The following is a 26,992-nucleotide window of genomic DNA, read 5'->3' as shown; positions in this document are numbered from 1 at the left end:
TCAGACCGCCTTTGCAGCAATGATCTTCTCGTGCCATTCGGCAGGACCTGTCTGGTGCACAGAAGAGCCACGGGAATCAACAGCGACTGTAACCGGCATGTCCTCTACCTCGAACTCGTAAATGGCTTCCATACCCAGTTCCGGGAAGGCAACCACTTCCGCGTTCTTGATGGCTTTGGAGACCAGGTAGGCGGAACCGCCCACGGCCATCAGGTATACCGCACCGAATTCCTTGATGGCGTCGATGGCCACCTGACCGCGCTCGGCTTTACCGATCATGCCGGTAAGGCCAGTCTTCTCAAGCATGGTGTGGGTAAACTTGTCCATACGTGTGGCAGTCGTCGGGCCTGCGGGTCCAACCACCTCTTCACGCACCGGATCAACGGGGCCCACGTAGTAAATGAACCGTCCCTTCAGATCAACCGGCAGCTCCTCGCCTTTTTCGATCATGTCCACCATCTTCTTGTGGGCAGCATCGCGGCCGGTCAGCATCTTGCCGGAGAGCAGGACTGTTTCGCCCGGCTGCCAGTCCTTCACGTCTTCCGGTGTGACGGTATCCAGATTCACGCGACGGACGTTCTCACCCACTTCCCAGGTAATTTCCGGCCAGTCGTCCAGGCTCGGCGGGGTCTGCAGGGAGGGCCCGGTACCGTCCAGGGTAAAGTGGGCGTGACGGGTGGCCGCACAGTTCGGAATTATCGCAACCGGTTTATTGGCCGCGTGGGTGGGATAGTCTTTCACCTTCACATCCAGAACCGTGGTGAGACCGCCCAGGCCCTGGGCGCCGATGCCCAGTTCATTGACCTTGTCAAAAAGCTCAAGACGAAGCTCTTCGGAACGATTGGAGGCGCCACGGGCTTTCAGATCGTGAATATCGATCGGGTCCAGCAGGGATTCCTTGGCCAGCTCCATCGCCTTTTCCGCGGTGCCACCGATACCAATACCCAGCATGCCCGGCGGGCACCAGCCGGCACCCATCTGCGGAACCATCTTCAGCACCCAGTCGACGACCGAGTCAGAGGGGTTCAGCATTGCGAACTTGGACTTGGCTTCAGACCCGCCGCCCTTGGCAGCGACGTGCACCTCTACCGTGTCACCCGGAACAATCTTGTAATGGATGATAGCTGGGGTGTTGTCCTTGGTGTTCTGGCGCTTGCCATCCGGATCGGCCAGTACCGAAGCCCGGAGCACGTTGTCCGGATGGGTGTAGGCACGGCGAACGCCTTCATTGATCACGTCGTCCAGCGGCATATCGCAGTCCCACTGGACATTCATGCCGACATTCACGAATACCGTCACGATGCCGGTGTCCTGACAGATCGGGCGGTGGCCCTGGGCACACATGCGCGAGTTGATCAGGATCTGAGCCATGGCATCCTTCGCCGCCCGGGATTCTTCCTTCTGGTAGGCCTCGTAGACGCCCTGGATAAAATCCTTCGGGTGATAGTAGGAAATGAACTGCAGCGCGTCCGCTACGCTTTCAATCAGGTCGTCCTGGCGGATTACGGTGGTCATAGGCGCCTCATCAGCTTGATATCGTTATGTCGTGTCATCAAAAATCGGGAGGCGAGAGTTTACCAGAAAATCGGCTTGGCGAGTGATTCGACAGATGGCGAAGCAAGGATTAAAACCCGTGAAAAACGCCTGCAGAAAAAGGTATCATCCTAACCAAACTAGAATAACACCGCAGGAGACACCGTGACTGACCTCGTCCTCACCGAAATCAAAGACCGGATTCTCATCGTTCGACTGAACCGGCCAGAGCGCAAGAACGCCCTCACCCACGCCATGTACACCGCCATGGGGGACGCCCTGGAACAGGCCCGGGATGACACCAACATCCGGTGCGTACTCTTCACCGGTACAAGCGAGTGTTTCACTGCAGGCAACGACCTGGGAGAATTTGCCGCCGGCTTGCCCGGTGATTTCGAACAAACCCCAGTCGGCCGCTTTCTTTTATTACTGGCCAGTGCAACCAAACCTGTGGTGGCTTCAGTCAATGGCGCGGCCGTCGGCATTGGCACCACCATGTTGCTGCATTGCGATCTGGTGTTCGCTGGCAACAACACGGCGTTCCAGATGCCCTTTGCCAGCCTCGGCCTGTGCCCCGAGGGCGGCTCCAGCCTGCTACTTCCCTCCTGGATTGGCAGGGTGCGCACCGCCGAACTCCTGATGCTTGGCGGCGCCTTCACCGCCGAAGAGGCCGTCCGGCTTGGCCTCATCAACCGGGTTTGCGAGCCAGAGCAAACCGAGGCCAGTGCCTTCGAGGCCTGCCAGCGGCTGGCCGAAAAAGCGCCAGCTGCGATTCGAGCCACCAAAGCCCTTTTGAATCAGCCAACCATGGCGGCACTTCGGGAGACCATGCTCGAAGAGGGTCAGCTGTTTGCCGAGCGCCTGAAATCCCCAGAAGCCGCCGAAGCCTTCCGGGCCTTTATGGAAAAACGCGCACCGGATTTCTCGCGCTTCGAGTAAACCTCGACTGCGCCTCAATTTCCCTGTTGCCGGACCTCGACAAACCGTTATCCGGCAACTATTTTTCTCAAAGGCCGAACTCCAATCGTGCGGGAAGGATTCAAACACCAGAATCACACTTTTGGCTGATCAACACTTGCCATACTGTCGCTATAGTCAGAGATACAGAAATTGGCTTACAGCGCTGGCTACAATTTCAGACAACAGTTTAAGCAGAACAGGCCACTGACAACGGGCTTACCGGATCAGACCGGCCCCGTCAGCTGCCGAACATAACGACACAACAACAGGAAAAGGTTCCACCCATGTTCAAGAAAACTCTAATAAGTCTTGCCGTGGCGTCTTCCGTTGGACTTACAGGCTGCTTTGATAGCGGCGAGACGGGGGCGAATGCCAATCCGGATTATCAGATTGAAGATACGACGATTGATAAGTCGATTGTTCGTCCGATTTACGATCCCAACCCGATTGCTTCCGATCCGAAATTTCCGATCAATGCCGACCTGATTCTGTTGTTGGGCGCGACTCAGAGCGCTAACTATGACTTTACAGGGCTCTCTGGCGGCACTTCTCCGGCCGATGATGCGGTCAACGATCTTTCCGGCTTCTCTACCTCCGGCGCATTCACACTGAAGTTTGACGGGTCCCTGAACCCCGTATCCGTTCAGGCTGGTGCAACCGTATTCCTGCTGCCGGTCAACGTGAAAGATGCCGTTGAGGGCGTGCCTGAAGCGCTCCCGAATACCAATCCGTCAGGCATTGACCAGGCGAATCCTTTCGATCTGGCGTCAATTCCCAATTTCCGAGCCGACGTTGTAAGTATTGATGGTGGCAGCGACAACGCCATAAGAATCGTTCCCCTGGAGCCTCTCGCAGAAGGTCAGAAATACTTGGTCGTGGCCACGAATAACATTGTTGGCGCTGACGGACAGCCAATTGAGCGGTCTGTTCAGGACGTTAATCTTGCGGATGGTGTATTGGGTAACCCAGCCCTAGCTAACGTGAAATCGATCCTGCAGGCCTCAGATACACTGGCGAACGCTTTCCTCGCTCAGGCGATTCCGCAGGATACCCCCAAGTCGGCACTGGCATACACTTTCACTACCAACTCAGATACTGACGTGTTGCGCGCTATGATGGCACCTGCAGCATTCGGAAGCGCACTGGGCCAAAAAGTTGGCTTTACTGCGCAATTGAAAGCGGTGAGAGACAACTATCCGACGCTCAACTTTTCCCAGCTGACAACGAAACTTGGTGAAATTGCAGAGCTTGCTGCGGACCTACAAGCGGGCGATATTGATCCAAGCGATTTGGATGCCCAAGAGCTGGCAGCAATAACCGCGTTGGCTACAGTTCGGCCCCTCACTGAACCAGGTGACCTTCAAGCTGCGATCGGCGCAGAAATCGGTGACACGCTTCACCTTCCGGTTCCGCGCCCGTCTTTCTTTAATGCACCAGAACCCGCAACTGATCTAGCCACAATTCAGGTATTGGCAGCGGATCCAACCAATGCTATAGCGAATGCAGCGCAGCAGGTTCAGGTTTCCCAAGGTGCCATCGCTCTGCCGTACTTCCAGTCGTTGCCGGGTGAAACCGGAGCGGGCATTGTGACCGGCAGTTGGAGCGGTAGCACAAGCCTGGAAGACGACCTTAATGAGAACCTGGCGCCGGGCCAGACGATCTTCTCCTTCTTGCGGGATATCGACGGCACGCTGAATGTGAACGGGTACTTCCCATTCCCAGAACAAAATGCGACCACCACTGTCCCCGTTGTGGTTTTCCAACCTGTTCTGGATGGAAGCGCAGCTCAACCCGCTTCATGCGTCGAAACCAATGGGGCAGGAAAACCTGAAGGGGTTACCATTTTTCAGCATGGCATTACGGTAGATCGGAGCGTTTCCATGCTGCCCGCGATATTGCTGGCTCAGAGCGCGTGCCAGACTGTTGTGGCCATAGATCAGCCACTTCATGGCCTCGCAGGCGCAACTAACGGTACGGTAGCTGGATTATCGCCTCTGGATGCGGATGCCCTCACCACAGATGTGGAAGCCGCAATTGGTCTTCTTAATCCTAATGATGCAAACCAGGCGGCTGTAATCGCTCAACTCAACGCCCTAATCTCGGCAGACTACATCGGCGAGCGTCACTTCGGATACACTGCAAATGCGTCTCTGCAACCGGTAGAAGCTCCGCTGGCTGACATTTCATCAGGTAGCCTGTTTATCAACCCGCTCAATATGATGAACAGCCGTGACAATCTGCGCCAAGGTGTTGTTGACCTGCTAAACGTTGCAGCATCAATCCAGACCTTTGACCTCAACAAGGACTTCGCACCAGGCGATCTGGCTGGCGTACCGGTGAACTTCATCGGGCACTCCCTAGGTGGCATTTCCGGAACGGTATTTGCCTCTCTGGCAAACGACGCGACCTTGAACGCCACTCTCAACGGCACGTATGCGCAGGCCGGAGTTCCTCTTTCGAACTTCACATTCCCGACGCTTAACTCGGTCGTTCTGCACAACACCAGCGGCCAAGTTACTCGCCTGATCGAGAACTCTCCGGCCTTCTCCGGTCAAGTTCTTGGTGGGCTGGCCAATGCAGGTGTCACCCAGGGAACCTCTGATTTCGAGAGCTTCTTCTATGTCTTCCAGTCAATCTCAGATGCTGGCGACCCGGTGAACTTTGCGAAAGGCCTTGGTGCTTCTACCAGCAATCTTTTGGTAACAGAAGTTGTTGGCGACACCACGGTTCCCAACGAAGCCAACGTCAATCCGCTCAGCCCGGCGTTCTCTGCACCGCTAACAGGCACAGAGCCACTGATGGCACTGTTGGATCTGGGAGCAGGCGGCACCAATCTTGCCGATGGTGCTGACCTTAACCTGCTTCAGGGTGAAGACATCTCAGGCTCGGCCACCACACCGGTCGCTGTATTCTTTGATGGCAGTGACCCATGCTCTACCGCAAATCATGGTACTTTTGTAGCGCCTCAAGCGCCAAATGATGCTTGCCCGGGTGGGTTTGCCGTTACCAGTGATGCCTTTACGGTAATGGTCACTCAAACAGCCCAAGCGCTGAGCGGCGGTAACGTGCCAGCCTCCCCCAACAACATTGATGCACTGGGAACCAGTCCGACTCTGGCCAACGCACTTGATCAGGACGAGCAAGCTGCTCCTTAAGGACTAGCTTCTGCCTACCAAGCCCCGGCATTGCCGGGGCTTTTTTTTGGCAAGCCCGACCTGGGTCAGAGACGAACAATCAACATATCGAGGAGCCCCCACACCCGAGGACTCTTGCAGCAATGCAGCCGTTCACATTATTGGGACAACCATAAATTATGAGGATGTTTGACGGCGCTCAGATAGCCAAAGGGGACAGGCGTGTAGCGGAGGAAAGGTGGCTAAAAAGCAGGGATTTTCCCGCTTTACGAGTGGCTAGACGGGCTTCTTGCTTGAGCTAAACGGCATAACTGATAGCAACGAAAAAAACGCCGCACTCGTTAGAGCGCGGCGTTTTCATCCTGGTCTGAGTCTTAATCTGAAGAAATAACAGTCTCGCCCTGCGGCAACAGGTTCGCCTGAATATCTTCCTCAGTAAAGAACAACTGACGGTAGTCCTTATTGGAATACTGCTCGCTCTGATCACTAAAGAATGGTGACATGGCGTCCGTAGACTGGGAATAACTCACAAGGCCATAAGCCTCCGGACCATTGTCCGTGAATTCCAGCCCGAAGTGCCAGCTGGTACCTCTGGCCATCAACCAGCCATCAATGCCGTCCGAGCCATCCGAAAGCCCTGCAGTATTATCAATAGTTGTCGGCGCGATCCGCGGGAACCGGGTATCTTCCAGGAACGGATCTGTCACAACACCGATCGCATTGAAGGCGCCGTCAATATTGCCATCGCCACCGTGCCAGGGGATTGGCTGAGTCTGAAACACCGGTGTCCCGCCGGAGCCAGGAACAACACCGCCAGAAGCTCGATAATATTGCAGGTCGCCCAGTGCATCAGTCGGCAAAATGCCCTGAGACTGCAAAGCAGTCACGCCATCGGCAAGCGCGAGAAGCATGGTGTCGCTAGCTGTCCCTGCATTCTCTTCGGATGGATCCGCAGGCGTGCCTACAGGATCGGCCGGGCTGAAGGGTGTAGTCAGATCTGAATCCAGATCGTTACGGTAGTTAGCCATGAACACCCGGAAGATATGGGCACCCACGCTGTCCCGATTGTACAGGCCATCCCAAGTGCTTAGCGATTGGCACCAGGAAGACAGATCGACGCCATTCACTGCCGTAGTGCCAATGGCATCGCAGCGCTGCAGAAGTTCCGGCAGGAATTGCTCTGCATACCATGCGCGGTTGTTCCAGATCACTCCAATCAACTCTTCTGCACTGAACTTTCCGTCCTGTCCAGCCGGAAGCGGCGCATCCGGAAAGCCCGGTTCCATCAGATTCTGCAGCATCTTGATACCAAGGCGGGTACGGGGATTGATTGGCGCCTTTTCATCGCCGAACAGGGGCGAGAAACCTGTCAGGAACTCGTCCGGGTTGGTTGACCAATAGCTACTGTTGGAGTTCTGTACCCAATCCGATCTAACCAGTTTTGGCTTCTGGTCATAAGGCACCAAAGGACCACAAGCGGTCTCCACCCAGTCCTCCTGGGAAAGCCTGCCATCGAGCAAGGTAACGCCCTGGTCAAAGAGGCCAGCGTATGCTGCACTGCCAGCCCTTCTGAAGTTCACAAGCGCGATGGCTTTCTCGGAGAGGTTCGGGACCGAACTGCTGTCGATGTAGAAAGCGTTACCCTGGTCATCCGCGTAGGTGGTGTTGGTCCAGAGGGTTGAGCCGCAGTTTTGGAAGACACTCTGGAACTCTTCAAGATTGCTGGCTCGACTCATGCCCAACCAGGTGTCCAGAAGCCCCCCAGTGTTGGCATTGGCATCACGATAGGTGTGAGCCACCGTCGAGGAAGTGTTCAGCGCACCATTGTCGCCCCAAGCCGGCAGCTGACTACTCACAGCGTTCGCGGCGATCATGGGACCATATTCGGAGAAGTAGAACGTTCTCTCCAGCACCACAGGTTGAGCCATCCCCATATCGACCTCAATCTGATAGGTCTCGGAGGTGATCGGCTTTTCCACTCCGTCTTTCACGTAGGTCAGATTATCTCCATCCTTGAGAACCAGCTCATACCAGGTAAAGCGACGACTGGTCGTTACTGTGTGAGACCAGGCAAGATTCTCATTGAAATTGATCAACGGGATCGCCGTGCCCAGCAGGCCGGCGCCATGAACATTCAGGTAACCCGGCACGGTCATCTGAACCTCGTAGAGGCGCCGATGTCCTGTGTAAGGGAAGTGGGGGTTCGCCAAGAGAGCGCCCCGGCCCTGCTCGGTCAACTCGCTACCAATACCCCAAGCGTTACTGGCAAGGCCCATATCCGCGAAATTGGTCTGTGATTTCGCGCCAGCCTCTGCGGTAGCCACAACGCTCTTTAGAAGCTTGTTCACTTCCTCAACATTGGTCACCGAGCTTACCGGTGTCGGCGCCGGGCTCTCTCCCGGAGGGACTGCGAGGAAAACCGCCCCTGTGGCGAACAGCGCACCACTGGCGTACTGACCAACGATGCGATAATGAGCCAGCAGATCCACCGGTGTTATCGGTTTAACCCAGTCCTGATCCGCACATTCCGCAGGGAACTGAGAAGAATCCGTTTCATTAACGTATCGGTTGTAGCCCTCAGTGAAGCCCTCAATCAGCGCACGGCTCTCCGGGCTCAGATTGGGGAACTCGGCCTCAGCGCCAGCATATATCTGTTGGGCCTTGTAGCTGAAGTCATTAACGACATTGATACCGACGCCAAATCCCGCATCGGGTCCTGGCCCAAAATACTTCGCTCTCTCGCTGCGGGCCTTAACGACGGCCTCCGCCAGCATACAGACGTTATCCTGCGCCTGAGCATAACCGTGCCCGAAAGCCGCAGATTTGAGGTCGTCAGCGACGATGTGAGGAACGCCGCCCGTAGTTCGACGAATGGTCGCCTCTAGCTGACCATCCGAGGGAAAGAGATTGGGATCCACCTCAGTCTGTGAGGGTCCCGAAGAGTCATTATCGCTATCAAAGCAGCCCGCCAGCAAAGTACTGCCAAGCAGGGCGACGGTGAGACTGAGGGCATGTCTGCCACTCGGGGTTTTCCTGAGCTTCATAGTGTTGTCCTTGTATTTGTTCACTACGGTTCCACCGCTTCCGGTGACATTTATAAAACTAGCAGAGCCCTCCTTTTCAGCCAGATAAAACTGAACACTTATTCACGTTATTTTCTTCTAAAGAAACTGATCGTTATCAGCCCCAAGCATTTTCCCGATCCGGGACGTTTCCGATGGCGTTTTTTCGAACTTGATCGGGAACCCGATCTGCGGTTGTTGAGTGCCGTCTCCCCTGTCAACGCCAACCACCATGTCTCTGGCCTTCAGCTGGGGGTGCTCGGCGGCCTCCGAAATGGTCAGAACCGGCTCCACGCAGGCATCCTGATCGGCAAAAACCTCCTGCCAATCGGCCAGCGGCTTCGCGGCAATTTTTTCCTTTATCGCGGCTTTGAGTTGCTGCTGATGCTCGGGCTTCTGGCTCATGGCCAGGCTTTTCATGTCCGGAATCCCCAGGGTGTCGCAAAGACGAGCAGAGAACTGGGGTTCGAGGCTGCCCACCGAGAGCCAGCGGCCATCGCTGGTCTGGTAGTAGTCGTAGAAGGAGCCGCCATTGAGCAACGCGCTCTCTGGCTTCTGCTCCTGGCCACCGGCCAGGCAGGCTGCCCCGGCCATGGCGTTCAGCGCAAAGGCTGCGTCGGTCATGCTGATATCTACGAACTGCCCTTCGCCGGTCTGCTGCCGGTGGATCACCGCAGCCAGTATGCCCATAACGGCATGGTGCGAACCGCCAGCAACATCAGCAATCTGGATACCCATCGGTGGCGGGCCGCTGTCGGCTCGGCCACAGTGGCTGCTGACGCCCGCCAGGGAGAGGTAGTTGATATCGTGGCCTGCGCGGTCTTTGTAGGGGCCGGTCTGGCCATAACCAGTAATTGAGCAGTAGATGAGGCGAGGGTTTACGGCCTTCAGGGCCTCATAGCCAATACCAAGGCGGTCCATCACCCCAGGGCGAAACTGCTCAACAACAACATCGTAGGCTTTGACCAGCTCCAGAACTTTCTCCCGGCTCCCCTGCTCTTTGAGGTTGAGCCCGAGAGACTTCTTACCGCGGTTCAGAAAACCGTGGGCGGCGCTCACGCCGGCATCGTGGGGCGGCATAACCCGGGTCAGATCCACTCTGTCCGGTGCTTCCACACGCAATACATCTGCCCCCATGTCTGCCAGCAGCATGGTGGCGTAGGGGCCGGGCAACAAGGTACTGAAATCCAGAACTTTCAGCGAAGTCAAAGGACCCGCCATGATGATCTCCTTTTTATTGTCAGAGTTGTCCGAGTAGCGTTCGCTTCCTTCATGCTGCCCGGTTTTGCCAATGGGGCCAACTGCCGGTTCCGTCATTCCGATTGGCCGTTTCTACCAGCCCGACCGAACGGCTTCGGTTGCATTGTTCTGCCGGGGTTTTATGATGGGTTTCGTTTTTATGGAATGGCGAGCGTAATGTCCGATCTGACGGTTTCGAAGCACTTTGTTCAGGCTGCCCTTGTGGGTGCCGAGAGACTTGGTTTTGATACCCGCGAAATGCTCCGGGAGGCAGGAATCTCTCCCGATCTGTTACGTATCGAGATGGCCCGGGTCAGCAGTGACCAGTTCAGTCATCTGATGCAGGTGCTCTGGAACCGGATGGGGGATGAATTCATGGGGCTGGGGCCCAGAAAGGCCCGAACAGGGACTTTTGCCACCATGTGCGCGCTGGTGATTGACTGCCCCAACCTGGAATCGGTCTACCGGCAGGCCTTCCAGTTCTCCCGCCTGTTTGAGCCGATGGTGTCGATGGAACTCGAGATTGGCGAGGACAAGGCTCAGCTGGTCGCCCGAATGGAGGGCGAGATCAACGACCCCAGTTTTTTCCTGCGGGAGAGCATTCTGGTGATATGGCACCGCCTGGGTAGTTGGCTGATCGGCCAACCCATCGAGCTGGAGAAGGCCGAATTCGATTACCCCCGGCCGGCCCACGGCGACGAATACCGACACATTTTTCACTGCCCCCTGGCGTTCGAGTCCGACAAAATCGCTCTCACCTTCGATAAACGCTTCCTGTCTGCACCAGTGATTCGGGACAAGCCGGAGATGCGACAGTTCCTGAAGACCTCCCCGGCAGACTTGCTGTCCCGCCCAGACGAGAGCAATACATTCACGGGGCGCATCCGGGCCCTGATCGGAAGGGATTTATCAAAGCCGTTGCCGGATTTTGAATGGATTGCTGCGGAACTGCACACCAGCCCGCAAACACTGCGGCGCCGGCTGAAACAGGAGAATACCTCGTTCCAGGAAATCAAGGATCTGTTGCGGCGGGATATGGCAATTTACTACCTGAGCCGACAGGAACTTCCCATTAACGACATCGCCGCCAAGGTCGGTTTCACCGAGCCATCAACCTTCCACCGGGCCTTCAAGAAGTGGACGGGCGTAACGCCCGGTGCATATCGGGAAGGCGAGCGTGGCGCCCCCTCCGACTGATTCAGGACCCCGACGGTACCTGGAGCGCACGGATCAGTTGCCCGAGCGTCTCGGCGATTTCCTGGGCCCGCTCCCGATTGGCGGCCAGCTGGAGCAGGCGGGAACCGTCCCTGGGATCGTAGACCCAGCAGGTTGAAACAGCCGCCTCGCAACGCCATTCAACCCTAGGGTTAATGCCAAACACCGACATCGGCTCCGTGCTTCGTAGTATCCGGCCGTCCTCGGCGCGATTGATTTCCTGAATCTGTATCTCGTCTCCCTGGGTTCCAATGCGATATTCCACATCCGCCGGTCGGTCGAGCCGCACTACCGCCTGATCACGGCGCCAGCCAGCCAATTCGAGCAGACTGTTGATATGAAGGGTCAACGCCTCACGATCTGAATCTGCCAGATATAGCTTGCGCAAGGACTCAACACGGCCTTCACCCGCAGGCTCAATGACCGCAACCTGTTCACTTTCACCGGCTGCCTGGGGCGCCAGGGCGTTCTGCTTTCTGGTCTTTTCAATAGAGGTGATGAGCTGCAACGATTCCTGATAATGGGCACCCTCAGCGCCGGCGCGGCTCACATAGGTTTCAAGAGCAGACTGGGCTTCGTTCAGGTGGGAAGACTGCAACATCACCCGGCCCCGGTAAAAGAAGTAATCCTCTGGTTTTTCCCCTTCCAGTTGCTGCAAGCGGTTCAGATACTCGGCAGCCTCGCCCCAGTTCTCGGCAACAACTGCCTCCTCGGTAGCCAACATCAATCTGCGGGTTTCGTGCTCGGGCGCCAGCGCCAACGCGGGTCCTGCCAGGAGCGCGGAAGCCAGCACGACTCCCAGGGCAAAACAGCGACCTGTTCCAACTAATACTGCCATGGCATCTACTCCTGCTCGTTATCTGCACCAATCGCCTGTTCCTCTGAATCAGGCAGGTCGTTGTCCCCGGAATGCTCGAAATCCTCAGTGGCGTCCACTTCAGCTTGATCCATTATCCCCTTCGGCAATTCCTTTTTCACCCGAACACCCAACTCTACAAAACGATTCGCCTGGGAGATCAGGTTGCCGCGCCCACGGGTCAGAGTGTTCATGGCCGAATCATAGGTTCCCTGGGCGGTATGCAACTGTGTGCCCAGACGTTCCATTGCCTCCACAAACACCCTGAGTTTGTCATAGACGGCACCAGCCCGCTCAGCGATTTGCCGGGCGTTCTGGCTCTGCCGCTCGTACCGCCAGATGTTCTCAATGGTTCGCAGTGTTGCCAGTAGCGTAGTTGGAGTTACCACAATAATCTTTCGCTCAAAGGCTTCTGCGAAAAGGTTCTCGTCCTGCTGAAATGCTGCCACAAAAGCAGGTTCAATCGGCATGAACAGTAGCACGAAATCCGGGGAATGGAGGCCGTGGAGCTGGCTGTAATCCTTTTCGCTGAGAGTGCGGATGTGATTTCTCACGGCCTCAACGTGTTGCTTGAGAGCCTCCTCTTTAACCCCGGAATCTTCGTCTTCCGTCACCCACTGCTGGTAGGCCACCAGTGAGACCTTGGAATCGATAATCAGGTTGCGGCTGTCCGGCAGATGGACAATGACATCCGGCCGATAGAGCTGGTTGTCGCTGTCGCGATAGCTGCCCTGGGTGTCGTATTCCACCCCCTTACGCAGACCGGACTTCTCCAGTACCCGCTCGAGTATCAGCTCGCCCCAGTTGCCCTGAATCTTCTTGTCACCCTTCAGCGCCCGGGTCAGATTGGATGCTTCCTCGGTGATTTGACGGTTCAGGTCCTGCAGTGACTTGATCTCACTACGGAGCGCCTGACGGTCACGGGTTTCGGTGGTATACACGTCCTCAACCCGTTTGCGGAAGTCCTGCAACTGGTCCCTGAATGGATTGAGCAGGGTATCAAGGCTGGTGCGGGTCTGCTGGCTGAAACGCTCGCTCTTCTGATCGAAAATCTTGTTGGCAAGATTCTCGAATTCCTGCTTCAGGGCATCCCGGTTGCGCTCCAGCAGCTCCAGCTTTTCATTGGCGGATCGGCGCTCCTTATCAATCGTCACTTCCTGCTCCCGGAGCGAAACACGGGCCTCGCCCAGCGCCCCGGAAAGCTCATCCGCCTTTGCCTGCAGGCTCTGACGCTCACTTTCCAGCTGCGCCAGGCGCTCCTTCCGGCTCTCCAGGTCCGAATCAAGCCCGGCCAGCCTGTTCTCGAGGCTTGCGGCGTGCTGACGCCAATGCTCGACGTCCTGCTCAAGCCGACTATTCCTACCCCAAAGCCCTTTCAGAATTACCAGAAGTATTAATACAACCATCAATCCCGCCACCAGATCAGGTCGGGACAAGATCAGTTCTGTGATGGCTTCAGGCACCTGGTACTACTCCTGTTGAGGTTCTGTGTTTGATTGAACAGCCAGTATTTATCTGTTGCAGAACAGTCTACCCCACGAAAGGAACCTTTTGCCCGGTGCGCCGTCAATCTGATTGGCACCGCCGATAAGGACCTCGACTGTTTGGCAATATTTTAAAGCCCGGGCATCTGTCTCTGGACGGCAAACGTAATATCGTCTAAAAGGGTAAAATGTTCACTCGCCAAGTGGTTATTACCCTTTGTTAACCGCATGTCGGGTTCGAACCAGATCAGAAACGGATAACAGATCATGCTGAAAGAACTGTGGCGAAAACTGGAGGCGGAGTTTCTGCACAATGACTGCTCCGGCCAGGACAGCCAGGCAGGCTTGTTCGGCACCCGCTCGACCGGTAGCAAGGAAGGATTCAGAATCCTGCCACACATCACTCACACGGGCGAGTTTCACCTCGAGCGTCTTACCAATCTGCTAAAAGCCCGTTATGGCAAGAGTTTCGGGATGCCCTCCAGCAAATCTGAAAGTGACGAGGAAATCCGGGAACTGATCAGTTTTGCTGCTCGAATTCAGGACCAGGATGTACAGCGCGAGCTGCTGCTGTTCTACCTCAATTGCTCGCCGGTTATCCAGGAATACCTGCGCGCTGAGACCGTTCTTGGTGAAGGGAATTTTCTGTCACGGTAAACACTACCGCCCCTTAACCATCTGTAAATCAACCACACAGGTTGGATGTTGTATACTCCCGTTCCGTATTAATTCGGTTTCACACGCACAGACCGTCACGGTAGCCCGAAATCGGGCGTGACAGGCTGCCAGCTCAGGGGTTCTTCATGGGTTTTAAATGGTATCGGGCTGGACTGCCTAAGCTTACCGTCACCGCACTTGCAGGCATTCTTCTGCTGACGGGATGCTCGGCAGACCGCTATTTGATGGTTCCCAAAACTGATCTGAATGAACTCCAGGGTTCCATCAAGAGTCAGCGTGCGACGCTCGTTACCATGGAAAACAACGCAGCAGTCAGGCACGAGCAAGCCATCGCCCAGAACCGCTCATCGACGCAGACCATACTGGACGCGATTGCAACCCAGGTGGAAAAACCCGAGTGCCCGCCGGTGCAGGCCCAGAAGCAATGCCCCACGATAGACGATTCGAAAGGCCGTGCAGATCGACTCAAGGGCAAAGTCATTGTCGGCGAGGTCGAAAACTTCTACCTCGCAGGCCCCGGCCTGATTTACAAGGCTCGAATTGACAGCGGTGCCGAAACCTCCTCCATAGACGCACGTAACATTACTCGGTTTGAGCGGGACGGCAACAACTGGGTGCGGTTTGATGTACCTGTTCCCGGTGCCGACAAGTTCGTAACTCTTGAAAAAGAGATCTCCCGCCGGGTTCGCGTCATCCAGGCCAGCGCTGACGAAGCAGAGCGCCGTGTCGTCGTCGAGCTTCAGTTTTTTATTGGCGACCACCAACAGGTCGCGGAGTTTACACTTGCGGACAGAACCAACCTCACTTACGAAGTTCTTATCGGCCGCAATATTCTGCGTGACGTGATGCTGGTCGATGTCGGCAAGGAGTACGCAACCGAGTTGCCCGAATCCATCCGTAACAACAACGGGAACGAATCGTGACCACCCGCTCGCGCCTGCCCTTTTACATCGCCGTTTTTCTCCTGATCGCCGCAGGCATCTCCCTCGCCGTCTGGCGGCACGTTGAGCTTGGCATCCCCTGGCTGACAGGTGAGCAGCGACCTGTCTGGATGGTCGAGGCAAGGATTGATTTTGACGCAGGCGACGGATCCGTGCTTGCCAGCCTCAATATCCCCGAGCAGCCCCCGGGTTTCCGGATCCTGACCGAACAGGCGGCGTCACCTGGCTACGGCTTTTCCATCATCGACAGCTCCGGCAGTCGCCGGGCGGAGTGGAGCAAGCGTGAAGTCTCCGGGCCACAAACCCTGTACTTCAAAGCTCAGTTTATTCCGGATCCCAACGCCCAGCCGGAGATCCCGGCCCGTGAACCCAGAACACCGAGGACTTTTTGGGAAGAGCCCGAAGCAACCGCCGTGCAGGAAATTCTGGACCAGGCAAAGGCTCGCTCAAGCACCCCGGAAAGCATGACCCGTGAACTGATCCGGCTTATGCAGCCAGATACACGGACCCAGAACACAACCCTGCTGGTCTCGGAAGAGAACTACCTGGACCTTCTGGTCGACATGCTCAACCACAGCGGTATTGCCGCCAGAATAGCGGATGGACTGAGGCTCGAGGATGCTCGCCGTCGGCAGCAGCTGATGCCCTATCTGCAAATCTACAACGGCGAACGTTGGCTCACCTTCAACCCCAAAACGGCCGAACAGGGCGTGCCTGACAATCTCCTGCTTTGGCGCCAGGGCGCGGCCTCATTGCTTGATGTGGTGGGTGGCGAAAACTCAGAAGTGAGCTTCTCAATGCTCAGACAAACGGTTCCCGCCCTTCAGCTGGCAACCATGGAGTCCGCCTCCAACGGCCTCGGTTTCCTGAGCTTTTATGAGTTGCCCATAGAAGAACAAAGCATGTTCCGCATGCTGCTCTTGCTGCCATTGGGGGCACTGATGGTCGCTTTCATGCGAATTGTCATCGGTATTCGCACCTCTGGCACCTTCATGCCCGTGTTGATCGCGGTGGCGTTCGTCCAGACGACACTGGTGCCGGGATTGATAGCCTTCCTCTCGGTCGTATCCATTGGTCTGCTTATGCGCGGCTACCTTTCCAGTCTCAACCTGTTGCTGGTATCACGAATTTCCGCTCTGATCATCCTGGTTATTTTTATTACTGCGGGCCTGAGCATCATCGGCTATCAGATGGGATTCAACACCGGTATGACGGTGACCTTCTTCCCGATGGTGATCATTGCCTGGACCATCGAGCGTATGTCCATCCTCTGGGAGGAAGAGGGTGCGCACGAGGTCATGGTCCAGGGCGCCGGGAGTCTGTTTGTGGCCATCTGCGCCTATTTGCTGATGAGCGCACCATTGGCCGGCCATCTCACCTTCAACTTCCCGGAGCTGCACCTCGTAATCCTCGGCTTGATCCTGTTGATGGGTCAGTACACCGGCTACAAGCTCAGCGAGCTGAGGCGCTTCACGCCAATGAAGGCGTACGACTGACATGGACTGGATATCGCCGCGATCACTCAAGAGACTGGGAATGCTGAATATGAACCGGCGCAATGTAGACTACATTGCCCGGTACAATGAGCGGTCATCCTACCCTCTGGTCGACAACAAACTGAAGACCAAACTGGTGGTTGCCGAGTACGGCGTAAACACCCCGAAACTGCTTCAGGTTGTTCGCCAGCAGCATGAAATATCGCACTTCCGGGAAATGGCAGAGGATCTGGCCGGTTTTGCCATCAAACCGGCGAAAGGCTCCGGCGGCAAGGGCATTACCGTCATTACCGGTCGGGATGGCGATGAATACATCAAGGCGTCCGGTTCGCGCGTCGATTCCCCATTCCTGGAACGTCATCTGACCAACATTCTGGCCGGGCTCTACTCACTCGCCGGCACGCCGGACGTGGCGATCGTGGAAAACCTGGTGGAGTCTGCGCCATCACTGGCAAAGTATTCCCATCAGGGTGTGCCCGACATCCGGATTATCGTCTTCCAGGGTTACCCCGTGATGGCCATGCTGAGACTGGCCACAACCGCATCTGACGGTAAGGCAAACCTCCATCAGGGCGCCGTGGGTGTTGGCCTGGACATCGGCTCTGGAAGAGGCCTGAATGCGGTTCAGTTTAACCGCCCGATTACCCTGCACCCCGACACTGGCCTGGCACTGGAGAACATCCAGATTGAAGCCTGGGACGAGATGCTGGAAATGGCCTCACGGTGCTACGAGGCGACCGGCCTTGGCTACATGGGAGTCGATCTGGTGGTGGATGCCAACGAAGGGCCACTGCTGCTGGAATTGAACGCCCGACCCGGGCTGGCAATCCAGATGGCAAATGGTCGCGGCCTGCTGCCCCGACTCCGGGCCATTGAAGCGCTTAAACGGCCACACTTTACGCCGTCGGAGCGCTCACGTTTTGCCATGGAAACGTTCGCCAGTTCCTGAGTTCTTACCAGGCACAAAAAAACCGGGGCCGAAGCCCCGGTTTTTTATTTTCAGATCAATTTTACGTGAGCTCGCCCCGTGCGATCAGTAGTTGACGCTCGTGACTGAGCCCCTTCAGCAGACCCCAGGTCATGACCAGGAGAACCACCGTAAACGGCAGACCGGCACTGATTGCGGTTGCCTGAATCGCGCCAAGTGCATCTTCACCGCCGCCAAAGATCAGGGCAGCAGCAATGGCACCCTCAGCAACAACCCAGAACACACGCTGAGCGGTCGGTGCGTCGGTCTTGCCACCGGCAGTGATGCTGTCGATTACCAGCGAGCCCGAATCCGAGGAAGTCACGAAGAACACCAGAACCAGAACGATACCGACGAATGACAGGATTCCGGTCAGCGGCAGGTTCGCAAACATCTGGAACGTCGCAAGGGAAACTTCAGTCAGACCGTTCTCAGCCAACTCACCAATGCCTTGCTGGATCTGTTCGATAGCGGCACCACCGAAAGCACTCATCCACACGATCGTGATCACAGTCGGAACAATCAACACTGCGGTAACAAATTCTCGAACTGTGCGTCCCTTGGACACGCGCGCGATGAACATGCCAACGAACGGTGACCAGGAAATCCACCATGCCCAGTAGAACACAGTCCAGCCCTGGAACCAGGCTTCGTCTTCACGACCAAACGGATTACTGAGCTGCAAAGCATTGCCAACATAGTTGGAAGAAGTAACCCACAGGGTTTCAAGAATGGTCATGGTTGGACCAGCGAAAATAACGAACAACAGCAGAATGGCTGCAACGCCCATGTTGATGTTACTCAGGACTTTCACGCCGCCATCGAGGCCCCTGAGCACTGAGATCAACGCAAGCGCTGTAACGCCAACGATGATCGCCATTTGAATATTCGTTCCAGCGCCAACATCAAACAGATAGTTCAGGCCGGAAGCCGCTTGCTGAGCGCCGAAACCGAGAGATGTGGCAAGGCCAAAAATGGTGGCTACAACCGCCAGAACATCAATAATGTGTCCAGGCCAGCCCCACACTTTATCTCGAAGCAAAGGGAAAAAGGCGGAGCGAATGGTTAGCGGCATGTTTTTATTGAAGGCAAAGAATGCCAGGGACAGCGCAACGATGGCATAGATGCCCCAGGGGTGCAGGCCCCAGTGGTACATCGTCGCGCCCATCGCAAGATTGCGGGCTTCATTCGTGCCCGCCTCTACGTTGAGTGGTGTCTCATACCACCCTGTGTAGTAGGCCACCGGCTCGGCAACGGCCCAGAACATGAGACCAATACCCATGCCAGCCGCGAACAGCATGCAGAACCAGGAAATCGTAGAGAATTCAGGTTTGCAGTCCTGGCCGCCAATACGGATCTTACCCATTGGCAGGAAGATCAAGGCCAAACACACCACTACGAAGATGTTGGCACTGATCAGGAAAAACCAGTCAAAGGTCGCAATAATGTCCCATTTCGCTCCATCAAGCAGCTCTTTGGCCTGCCCGGGGAACATCAGGGTTCCTATCACGAACGCAACAACCAGTATCGCCGTAATCGGAAATACCGGTGCGTGAAGATCCAGCCCGAACGGTGTGATATTGTCCTGGCCAGCCACGTAGTCCGTCGAATATTCGTCTTTCACTACCTCGCCCACGTTATGGCGCCTCCTGGGTTGATAAGTCGTTTATTCAGAATCGGAGTTCAAACATTACAAGCGCGTTATCATAATGTTTTGAGTTCAAAACATCAAAACTACGATTATTTTAGCCGCCTTGATAATTATCATAGACCATGATCGACAACGGACCAGCCAAAGTCCGGACCAATCGAGGCGGAATCCCGCGTCGTACGACTAAACTCTTCTTTAATCACCTTGCCGGTCGAGCCGGTTTTGGGAGACAACCAGAGGATTCCATGGAAAAAACAAAGACCTTCCCGCTTCGCTATACTGCCTATGTGCTCAGCATTGTCGGCTTTCTTGTCTCGCTTGGACTGGCCCTGGCTCTGAATGCGGGTTATGTCTTTCCACTGATTTTCGGTGCTTTCGCGGCCCTGGGCACCTACGATCTGCTGCAGCGGAAGCACACGGTGAGTCGAAATTATCCCATCATGGCCAACTTCCGGTACCTGCTCGAATCAGTCGGGCCTGAAATCCGGCAATATTTCATCCAGTCAGACACTGAAGAGCGCCCCTTCTCACGGGAACAGCGCACGATCGTGTATCAGCGCGCGAAGAATGTCCTCGACAAACGCCCTTTCGGCTCCCAACTCGGCATGTATGAGGAAGGATTCGAGTGGATGAACCACTCGCTCGCTCCCACTCGGCTGAGCGGCAGCGACTTCCGGATTCTGATCGGCAGAAATTGCGACCAGCCCTACAACGCAAGCGTGTTCAACATCTCCGCCATGAGTTTCGGCTCACTCTCAGCCAACGCCATTCTCAGCCTTAACACTGGCGCCAGGATGGGCGGCTTTTATCACGATACCGGCGAAGGCTCCATATCCCGTTATCACCGTCAGCCCGGGGGAGATCTGGTCTGGGAGATAGGTTCCGGGTATTTCGGCTGCCGCCACAAAGATGGTTCTTTCAACGGGGACATGTTTCGGCAGAATGCCACACTTGATCAGGTCAAAATGATAGAACTCAAACTATCCCAGGGCGCCAAACCCGGTCATGGCGGGATTTTGCCAGGCGCCAAGGTGACGCCTGAGATCGCCGAAGCTCGTGGTGTTTCTGTGGGCGAAGACTGTGTTTCTCCTGCCAGCCATTCGGCTTTCTCAACTCCTGTAGAGATGCTGGAATTCATTGACCGGCTGCGAGAATTGTCTGGCGGCAAACCTGTAGGCTTCAAACTCGCCATTGGTCACCCCTGGGAATGGTTCGCCATCGTCAAAGCCATGCTGGAAACCGGGCGAAAACCTGATTTTATAGTCGTTGATGGAGGCGAAGGCGGCACTGGGGCTGCACCGCTGGAGTTTATCAACCGGCTGGGCATGCCGATGACGGAAGCGCTTTTACTGGTTCACAACACCCTTGTTGGCACAAACCTTCGGGAAGACATCGCCATTGGAGCCGCAGGCAAGATTACCTCGGCCTTCAATATTGCCCGAACCTTGGCCCTCGGCGCCGACTGGTGCAACGCCGCCCGGGGCTATATGTTTGCACTGGGCTGCATACAGGCGCTCAATTGCCATACCGGGCGATGCCCCAGCGGTGTGGCCACCCAGGACCCCCGGCGCGGCAACAAGCTGGACGTGGAGCACAAGAGTCAGAGGGTGTACAACTACCATAAGAATACCCTTGATGCCCTGCAGAACCTGCTTGAGGCCTCAGGCCTGAGACACCCATCCGAACTTGGCCCCGAGCACATCGTACGGCGGGTTTCGAAAACAGAGGTACACTCCTACATGGACCTGTTCCCTTTCCTGGAACCGGGTGCCCTGCTTGAGGGGAAAACCGGACTGACGATCTTCGATAAATACTGGGAATTCGCTCGGTCGGACACCTTCGAACCACCCGAATTTATCCTTAAACTCCGGGAGACCAAGCTACGCTAAAAAACAGGCATCAAAATCGTCATCGGATGTTTATTTTTTCCAAAGGCTCGTGTAGACTTCGCTCCCGCTAAGCCACTGAGAATACTCCCAAGTTTCTTCCGGTGGCAGAGAGCGAATCGGGGCGTAGCGCAGCTTGGTAGCGCACTTGCATGGGGTGCAAGGGGTCGTAGGTTCAAATCCTACCGTCCCGACCAGATTCCGACAAAAAGCCCGGACAGAAAGGTCCGGGCTTTTTGTTTTCCGGGCTTACCGGGGAAACGAACCTGTGAATTCGATCTTTCCCCGGGCGAGCCGCAGCATGCCTTTGCGTTCAAACTCTTTCAGCAGCCGGCTAACCACTTCCCTGGCGGTTCCCAACTCCACGGCAAGTTCCTGATGGGTAATCGTGATTATTCCCTGCCTGACCCTGGCCTCGAGCCACTGAAACAGCCGCTCATCCATGCGCCTGAACGCGACCTCTTCCACCAGTAACATCAGGTCATTCAAGCGGCGTCCGTAGGATTCCATAATGCCAAGCCTGAAATCAGCAGACTGATCCATCAGCCGGTCAAACAGCCCCCTGGGCATCATAAACACCTCGGCATCATCCTCAACCACTGCTTCTGCGCGAAAGCCATCGCCTGTCATCAGACAGCCGATAGACAATGTGCAAATGTCATCAGCCCCCATCCGATATAGCACGATGCTGTGACCGGACAAGCCGGTCATCTGGACCTTAACGCTTCCATTCAGTACCAGAGGGAGTCCCTGACAGGGATCCCCGGCCCGGAAGAGAATCCTTCCATGCTCGAAGTGAAGAGGCTGCAGGCCGCTCAGGACTTCTCTGCGAAGAGGCTCAGGCAATGTTTCAAGAATGCTGTGTTGCAACATCGGCTTTTCCATAGGTCGTTAGATTAGCCTACCGGGCGGCCAGGCCTGTGTGACTTTATCACTGAACCGTCAGCGAACAGGGGCTAAAGTCCGTACTGTCATCGCATATCAAGCAAGGAGAAAGGATCATGAGCATCAATATGGGATCTGCAGACCGTATCATTCGCGCCATTGTCGGCATTGTACTGCTGGCACTCGTATTTGTGGGCCCGCAAACAGCCTGGGGCTGGATTGGCATAGTGCCTCTGGCAACTGCCTTGGTAGGCAACTGCCCTGCCTACTCTTTGCTGGGAATCAAGACATGCAAGAAGCAGTAACCGTGCAGGCATAAAAAAACCGGGGCAGCTTCCTCGCTATCCCGGTTTTTCTTCAAAGCTTCGGAAGCACTATTTGACCGGCGCGTTGAGCACCTCGAGCACCTCTTCCAGCTCTGTAATCATCTGCCGGATCAGCTGCTTGTACTGGGAGGTATCGTCTTTCACCTCGTGACTGCTCAGCTTCTGCTTCGCGCCACCGATTGTGTAGCCCTGGTCATACAGAAGGCTACGAATCTGGCGAATGGTAATGACGTCCGCCCGTTGATAATACCGACGGTTGCCCCGACGCTTCACCGGCGACAGCTGCGGAAACTCCTGTTCCCAATACCGCAGTACGTGTGCTTTCACAGCACACAGTTCCGCTACCTCACCTATGGTGAAATAACGCTTCCCCGGAATTGTGGGAAGTTCGTTGTTATGACTGGGTTCCAGCATACGCTTCTACTTTTTGCTTTAGTTTTTGTCCCGGGCGAAACGTAACGACACGCCGTGCACTGATTGGAATCTCTTCACCGGTTTTCGGGTTCCGTCCCGGCCGCTGCTTCTTGTCCCGCAGATCGAAGTTACCGAAACCCGACAGCTTCACCTGCTCGTTATGGCTGAGAGCGCCTCTGATCTCATCGAAAAAAGCTTCCACCATTTCCTTGGCTTCGCGTTTGTTCAGACCCAACTCCTCGTACAACCGCTCCGCCATTTCCGCTTTCGTCAAAGCCGCCATCTCTCAACTCCTCAGTGTTGCCCCCAGCTCTTCTTTCAATGCGTCGATCACACCGTTGAAGAGCGAATGCACTTCATCCTCGTTCAATGTACGTTCGGGGTGCTGCCAGAACAGACTCAGAGCCAGGCTTCGGTTACCCTCACCCAGACTCTCGCCCTCATAGACATCGAACGCACGCAACGCTGTCAGCTGCCCGCCGGCATGCTTTCTCGCTACACGCTCCACATCGGCGAACGCTACCTCGCTTCCGATAATAATAGCCAAATCCCGACGAACTTCCGGGAATTTTGAAATTTCTTTGAAATTAGGCACATATCCGGTAACGATTGAATTCAAGAATAGCTCAAACATCAGGATCGTGCCATTAAGTTCAAGATTTTTCTGAACTTGTGGGTGTAGAGTCCCCAACCAGCCCACGTGCTCGCCGTCACGCATCAGTTCCGCAGTCTGTCCTGGATGCAACGCAGGGTGCTTGTTGCCAATAAATTGAATCTCAATGCCCAGCAACCTGAACAGACTCTCCAGATCCCCTTTTACATCAAAGAAATCCGCGGTTCTGCGACCGTTTGCCCAGTTTTCTGGATACTGGCTGCCAACCACCACACCGGCCAGCATCGGTTGCTGATCAATCCGCTCGCCCTCCTGAAGGAAGCGCAGACCGGTTTCGAACAGTCGTATGCGGGGCTGCTGACGATTCTGGTTGTAGGCCACGGTTTTCAGCAGGCCGCTCCACAGGCTGGTACGCATCACCGACAGATCCGAGGAAATCGGATTGGCCAACGCGATGCCCTGACGATCGGGATCCACCAGTTGCTGAACCTTCGGATCAACAAAGCTGTAGGTCACCGCCTCCTGGTATCCATGATCCACAAAGAAGTTGCGGATGGCCGATACAGGGCGAACAGCCTCCTGCTCAGGTCGCAGACCGAGAGAGCCCGTGGGCTCGGTTACGGGCAGATTGTTGTAACCATAAATTCGACCGACTTCTTCGATCAGGTCTTCTTCAATAGAGATATCCGGGCGGAAGCTGGGCACACTGACCCGCCAGCCGTCTTTCAGGAGCTTTTCCACCCGTAGACCGAGACGGGTCAGGATTTCCTCGACGGTAGTGCGATCAATTTCCATGCCCAGAACATCGTTAAGTCGGCGGGCTCGCAGGTCAACAACCCGATCCTCGGGAATATCCTCATCGCTGGCAACTTCGACGATTTCGCCAGGTTCACCACCAACGATGTCCATCAGCAACCGGGTGGCCCGCTCCATGGCATCGCGCGCCAACTTGTAGTCAACGCCCCGCTCGAACCGGTGCGATGCGTCTGTATGCAGTCCATAGTGACGGGCCTTACCCGCCAGCGTAATCGGATCGAAGTAGGCCGATTCAAGCACCAGATCCCGTGTTTTCGGACTGACTCCGGAATGCTCACCGCCCATGACACCGGCGATGGCGATCGGCTTCTCATGATCCGCGATCACCAGCGTTCCCTGGGTGAGTTCGACCTCTTGACCATCCAGCAGAACCAGCTTTTCACCAATTCGCGCCATCCGGACAATGATCCCGCCCTGAATTTCATCACGATCGAAGGCGTGCATGGGCTGGCCAAGCTCCAGCATGACGTAATTGGTGACATCCACGGCGGCATCAATGGAACGAATACCTGAACGGCGAAGCTTTTCCTGCATCCACAGAGGCGACTCCGCCTGCAGGTTCACATTCCGGAGAATACGGCCAAGATACCTCGGGCACCCTGCCGGCGCTTCCACCCGGATATCAGGCACTTCAGAGTGCACCGATTCCACGGGCTCGATTACTGGGCTGTTGACCAGCATGCTGTTCAGGACGCCCACTTCACGGGCGATACCCTTGATAGACAGGCAGTCGGCGCGATTCGGAGTCAGATCCACATCAATAGTGACGTCGTTCAGCTTCAGGTAATCGGCCACGTCCTGCCCCACCGGTGCGTCCGCCGGGAGCTCCATCAGGCCATCGTGATTGTCCGAGAGCCCAAGCTCTGATTCGGAACAAAGCATCCCCTCGGAGGGCTGACCGCGAAGTTTGGCCTTCTTGATTTTGAAATCACCCGGCAGAACCGCACCCACCACGGCAAAAGGAACCTTCATACCTTCGCGAACATTGGGAGCGCCACAGACCACCTGAACCTCGGAGGCACCATCACTGACCTGGCAAACCCGCAGCTTGTCTGCGTCAGGATGTGGCCCTACTGACTGAACCTCTCCAACGACCACGCCGCTGAATTGACCGGCCACCGGCTCGAAACCGTCCACTTCCAGACCTGCCATGGTGATCTGGTCCATTAATTCCTGGGTATCGATTTGTGGATTGACCCACTCGCGCAGCCACTGTTCACTGAATTTCATGGTTATTGCCTTGTCCTGATGCGGTTTTGCCTGTTTGGTTGGATGCCTTGATCTTGCGTGTTAGCGAAACTGTCGCAGGAAGCGCAGATCGTTCTCGAAGAACATACGCAGATCGTTCACGCCATAACGAAGCATGGCCAGGCGCTCTACACCAAGACCGAATGCAAAGCCACGGTATTCCTCGGCATCGATTCCGCAGTATTCAAACACTTTCGGATGCACCATTCCGCAGCCCATAACCTCGAGCCACTTGATGCTGCCATCAGCTTCCCGTCCCCATTCGATATCCACTTCGGCAGAGGGCTCGGTGAAGGGGAAATACGATGGCCGGAAACGGACCTGAAGGTCCCGCTCGAAAAACACCCGCAGGAATTCCTCAACGGTGCTTTTAAGGTCGGCAAAACTGACATTTTTCTCGACCAGAAGCCCTTCCACCTGATGGAACATGGGGGTGTGGGTCATATCCGAATCACATCGGTACACGCGACCAGGGCAGATCATTCGGAAGGGCGGCTTGCCTGCCTCCATGGTGCGAATCTGTACTGGTGAGGTGTGGGTTCTCAGCAGTGTGCCCGGGTTGAAATAAAACGTGTCGTGCATCGCGCGGGCGGGATGGTGGCCAGGAATATTCAGGGCCTCGAAGTTGTGATAGTCATCTTCGATCTCGGGCCCCTGCTCCACGGTGTACCCGGCGCGCGCAAAGAAATGTTCGATTCGCTGCAGGGTGCGGGTAACCGGGTGCAAACCACCCAGGTCCTGGCCTCGACCCGGCAAAGTCACATCAACGGATTCGCTGGCAAGCTTCTGTTCGATGGCGGCACGTTCCAGATCATTTCGCCGGGCATTGATGGCCTGCTCTACCTGCCCTTTGGCTTCATTGATCTTCTGGCCGGCGGCAGGGCGCTCCTCAGCAGACAGCTTGCCCAGTGTTTTCGCCTGCTGGGTAATAACACCCTTCTTGCCAAGATACTCAACACGAATTTGATCGAGTGCCTGCAGGCTGTCGGCGCTATCAACTGCTGCCAGACCGTCCTGAACCAGTTGCTCCAGGTTTTCCATTGACCCTGCTCCAAACCAGAAATGGAAGTGCTTAAAAACGTAACTGCAAAAACAAAAATAGGGGAAGAGCGTGCCCTTCCCCTATCAGGAGGCGCCATCATGAAATCATGAGACGCCCGTATCGATCAGCAATCGATGAAAGAGCTAAGCAATCACAGGGACGCTTTGGCCTTCTCAACAACAGCGGCAAACGCCTGCTGCTCGTTCATAGCCAGATCGGCCAGAACCTTACGATCGATTTCAACGTTAGCCTTTTTCAGACCAGCGATCAGACGGCTGTAAGACAGACCGTTAGCGCGGGCACCAGCATTGATACGGGCAATCCACAGAGCGCGGAAAGCACGCTTGCGGTTACGACGGTCACGGTAAGCGTACTGACCAGCCTTGATAACCGCTTGCTTGGCTACACGGAATACCCGGCTACGAGCGCCGTAGTAACCTTTGGCCTGATTGAGAATCTTTTTGTGACGACGGCGTGCGACCACACCACGTTTTACACGAGCCATACTTTAATCCTTCTACCTGTACTTTCTAAGGAATGATACTC

The 26,992-nt window shown here is 55.7% G+C and carries 21 protein-coding genes and 1 tRNA gene; 10 read left to right on the top strand and 12 right to left on the bottom strand.

Annotated elements, in window-relative coordinates:
- Complete coding sequence (locus ACO06L_RS00395) at positions 1-1,515, bottom strand: fumarate hydratase (RefSeq protein ID WP_064227390.1); 1,515 nt, start codon at positions 1,513-1,515, stop codon at positions 1-3.
- Between the two features lie 183 nt (positions 1,516-1,698).
- On the opposite strand from ACO06L_RS00395, the gene ACO06L_RS00390 reads away from it, so the two are divergent.
- Both ACO06L_RS00390 and ACO06L_RS00385 read left to right on the top strand, forming a co-directional pair.
- Positions 1,699-2,472, top strand: coding sequence for an enoyl-CoA hydratase (locus tag ACO06L_RS00390; RefSeq protein WP_064227389.1), 774 nt, complete (start codon positions 1,699-1,701; stop codon positions 2,470-2,472).
- A gap of 305 nt (positions 2,473-2,777) precedes the next feature.
- A complete protein-coding gene (locus tag ACO06L_RS00385; protein ID WP_064227388.1) occupies positions 2,778-5,648 on the top strand; it encodes an MECDP-synthase in 2,871 nt (956 codons plus the stop codon).
- A gap of 353 nt (positions 5,649-6,001) precedes the next feature.
- Here the strand turns inward: ACO06L_RS00385 and ACO06L_RS00380 are convergent, their stop codons facing one another.
- On the bottom strand, positions 6,002-8,671 hold the full coding sequence (locus ACO06L_RS00380; RefSeq protein WP_202347381.1) for a penicillin acylase family protein: 2,670 nt from the start codon (positions 8,669-8,671) through the stop codon (positions 6,002-6,004).
- Positions 8,672-8,788: 117 nt separating this feature from the next.
- Positions 8,789-9,910 (bottom strand): CaiB/BaiF CoA transferase family protein, encoded by a 1,122-nt coding sequence (locus tag ACO06L_RS00375; RefSeq protein WP_202347441.1) that lies wholly within the window; start codon positions 9,908-9,910, stop codon positions 8,789-8,791.
- Positions 9,911-10,105: 195 nt separating this feature from the next.
- Between ACO06L_RS00375 and ACO06L_RS00370 the strand changes: the two genes are divergently transcribed.
- Positions 10,106-11,125, top strand: a complete 1,020-nt coding sequence (locus tag ACO06L_RS00370; protein WP_202347380.1) for an AraC family transcriptional regulator — start codon at positions 10,106-10,108, stop codon at positions 11,123-11,125.
- A 1-nt stretch (position 11,126) separates the two neighbouring features.
- On the opposite strand, the gene ACO06L_RS00365 is transcribed toward ACO06L_RS00370, so the two are convergent.
- Together ACO06L_RS00365 and rmuC are read right to left on the bottom strand one after the other, a co-directional pair.
- Positions 11,127-11,981 (bottom strand): hypothetical protein, encoded by an 855-nt coding sequence (locus ACO06L_RS00365; protein ID WP_202347379.1) that lies wholly within the window; start codon positions 11,979-11,981, stop codon positions 11,127-11,129.
- A gap of 5 nt (positions 11,982-11,986) precedes the next feature.
- Positions 11,987-13,462, bottom strand: coding sequence for a DNA recombination protein RmuC (rmuC, locus tag ACO06L_RS00360; protein ID WP_202347378.1), 1,476 nt, complete (start codon positions 13,460-13,462; stop codon positions 11,987-11,989).
- Positions 13,463-13,750: 288 nt separating this feature from the next.
- On the opposite strand from rmuC, the gene ACO06L_RS00355 reads away from it, so the two are divergent.
- The 4 genes from ACO06L_RS00355 (at position 13,751) to ACO06L_RS00340 (ending at position 17,547) form a co-directional block, all read left to right on the top strand.
- Positions 13,751-14,140, top strand: a complete 390-nt coding sequence (locus tag ACO06L_RS00355; protein WP_064227383.1) for a hypothetical protein — start codon at positions 13,751-13,753, stop codon at positions 14,138-14,140.
- Positions 14,141-14,286: 146 nt separating this feature from the next.
- Positions 14,287-15,084 carry an ATP-dependent zinc protease gene (locus tag ACO06L_RS00350; RefSeq protein ID WP_064227382.1) on the top strand — a complete coding sequence of 266 codons (798 nt, stop codon included), beginning with the start codon at positions 14,287-14,289 and terminating at the stop codon, positions 15,082-15,084.
- Positions 15,081-16,598: an inactive transglutaminase family protein gene (locus ACO06L_RS00345; protein WP_202347377.1), complete on the top strand. Its 1,518-nt coding sequence runs from the start codon at positions 15,081-15,083 to the stop codon at positions 16,596-16,598. Before ACO06L_RS00350 ends, ACO06L_RS00345 begins: the two co-directional genes overlap by 4 nt.
- Position 16,599: 1 nt before the next feature.
- On the top strand, positions 16,600-17,547 hold the full coding sequence (locus ACO06L_RS00340; protein ID WP_064227380.1) for an alpha-L-glutamate ligase-like protein: 948 nt from the start codon (positions 16,600-16,602) through the stop codon (positions 17,545-17,547).
- 61 nt (positions 17,548-17,608) lie between these two features.
- Here ACO06L_RS00340 and ACO06L_RS00335 read toward each other — a convergent pair whose 3' ends face one another.
- Complete coding sequence (locus tag ACO06L_RS00335; protein ID WP_202347376.1) at positions 17,609-19,201, bottom strand: BCCT family transporter; 1,593 nt, start codon at positions 19,199-19,201, stop codon at positions 17,609-17,611.
- A 260-nt stretch (positions 19,202-19,461) separates the two neighbouring features.
- Between ACO06L_RS00335 and ACO06L_RS00330 the strand changes: the two genes are divergently transcribed.
- Both ACO06L_RS00330 and ACO06L_RS00325 read left to right on the top strand, forming a co-directional pair.
- Positions 19,462-21,105, top strand: coding sequence for an FMN-binding glutamate synthase family protein (locus tag ACO06L_RS00330; RefSeq protein WP_202347375.1), 1,644 nt, complete (start codon positions 19,462-19,464; stop codon positions 21,103-21,105).
- Positions 21,106-21,222: 117 nt separating this feature from the next.
- Positions 21,223-21,299: transfer RNA gene (locus ACO06L_RS00325), tRNA-Pro, on the top strand.
- 52 nt (positions 21,300-21,351) lie between these two features.
- Here ACO06L_RS00325 and ACO06L_RS00320 read toward each other — a convergent pair.
- Entirely contained in the window at positions 21,352-21,975 is a 624-nt protein-coding gene (locus ACO06L_RS00320) for a Crp/Fnr family transcriptional regulator (RefSeq protein WP_202347296.1), read from the bottom strand.
- Between the two features lie 128 nt (positions 21,976-22,103).
- On the opposite strand from ACO06L_RS00320, the gene ACO06L_RS00315 reads away from it, so the two are divergent.
- Positions 22,104-22,292, top strand: a complete 189-nt coding sequence (locus ACO06L_RS00315) for a YgaP family membrane protein (RefSeq protein ID WP_064227376.1) — start codon at positions 22,104-22,106, stop codon at positions 22,290-22,292.
- A gap of 69 nt (positions 22,293-22,361) precedes the next feature.
- On the opposite strand, the gene ACO06L_RS00310 is transcribed toward ACO06L_RS00315, so the two are convergent.
- The 5 genes from ACO06L_RS00310 to rplT all read right to left on the bottom strand — a co-directional run bounded on the left by ACO06L_RS00310 (position 22,362) and on the right by rplT (position 26,951).
- Entirely contained in the window at positions 22,362-22,727 is a 366-nt protein-coding gene (locus ACO06L_RS00310) for a MerR family transcriptional regulator (protein ID WP_008170477.1), read from the bottom strand.
- Positions 22,708-23,010 (bottom strand): integration host factor subunit alpha, encoded by a 303-nt coding sequence (gene ihfA, locus ACO06L_RS00305; protein WP_007151838.1) that lies wholly within the window; start codon positions 23,008-23,010, stop codon positions 22,708-22,710. The genes ACO06L_RS00310 and ihfA overlap by 20 nt, the downstream gene beginning before the upstream one ends.
- Positions 23,011-23,013: 3 nt before the next feature.
- A complete protein-coding gene (gene pheT / locus ACO06L_RS00300; RefSeq protein ID WP_202347295.1) occupies positions 23,014-25,386 on the bottom strand; it encodes a phenylalanine--tRNA ligase subunit beta in 2,373 nt (790 codons plus the stop codon).
- 60 nt (positions 25,387-25,446) lie between these two features.
- On the bottom strand, positions 25,447-26,445 hold the full coding sequence (gene pheS / locus ACO06L_RS00295; RefSeq protein WP_202347294.1) for a phenylalanine--tRNA ligase subunit alpha: 999 nt from the start codon (positions 26,443-26,445) through the stop codon (positions 25,447-25,449).
- A 152-nt stretch (positions 26,446-26,597) separates the two neighbouring features.
- Positions 26,598-26,951: a 50S ribosomal protein L20 gene (rplT, locus tag ACO06L_RS00290; protein ID WP_008170485.1), complete on the bottom strand. Its 354-nt coding sequence runs from the start codon at positions 26,949-26,951 to the stop codon at positions 26,598-26,600.
- Between the last annotated feature and the right edge of the window lie 41 nt (positions 26,952-26,992).

The sequence above is a fragment of the Marinobacter sp. genome, assembly GCF_965229985.1.
Taxonomy (GTDB): Bacteria; Pseudomonadota; Gammaproteobacteria; order Pseudomonadales; family Oleiphilaceae; genus Marinobacter.
This window is presented reverse-complemented; position numbering and strand designations above follow the sequence as displayed.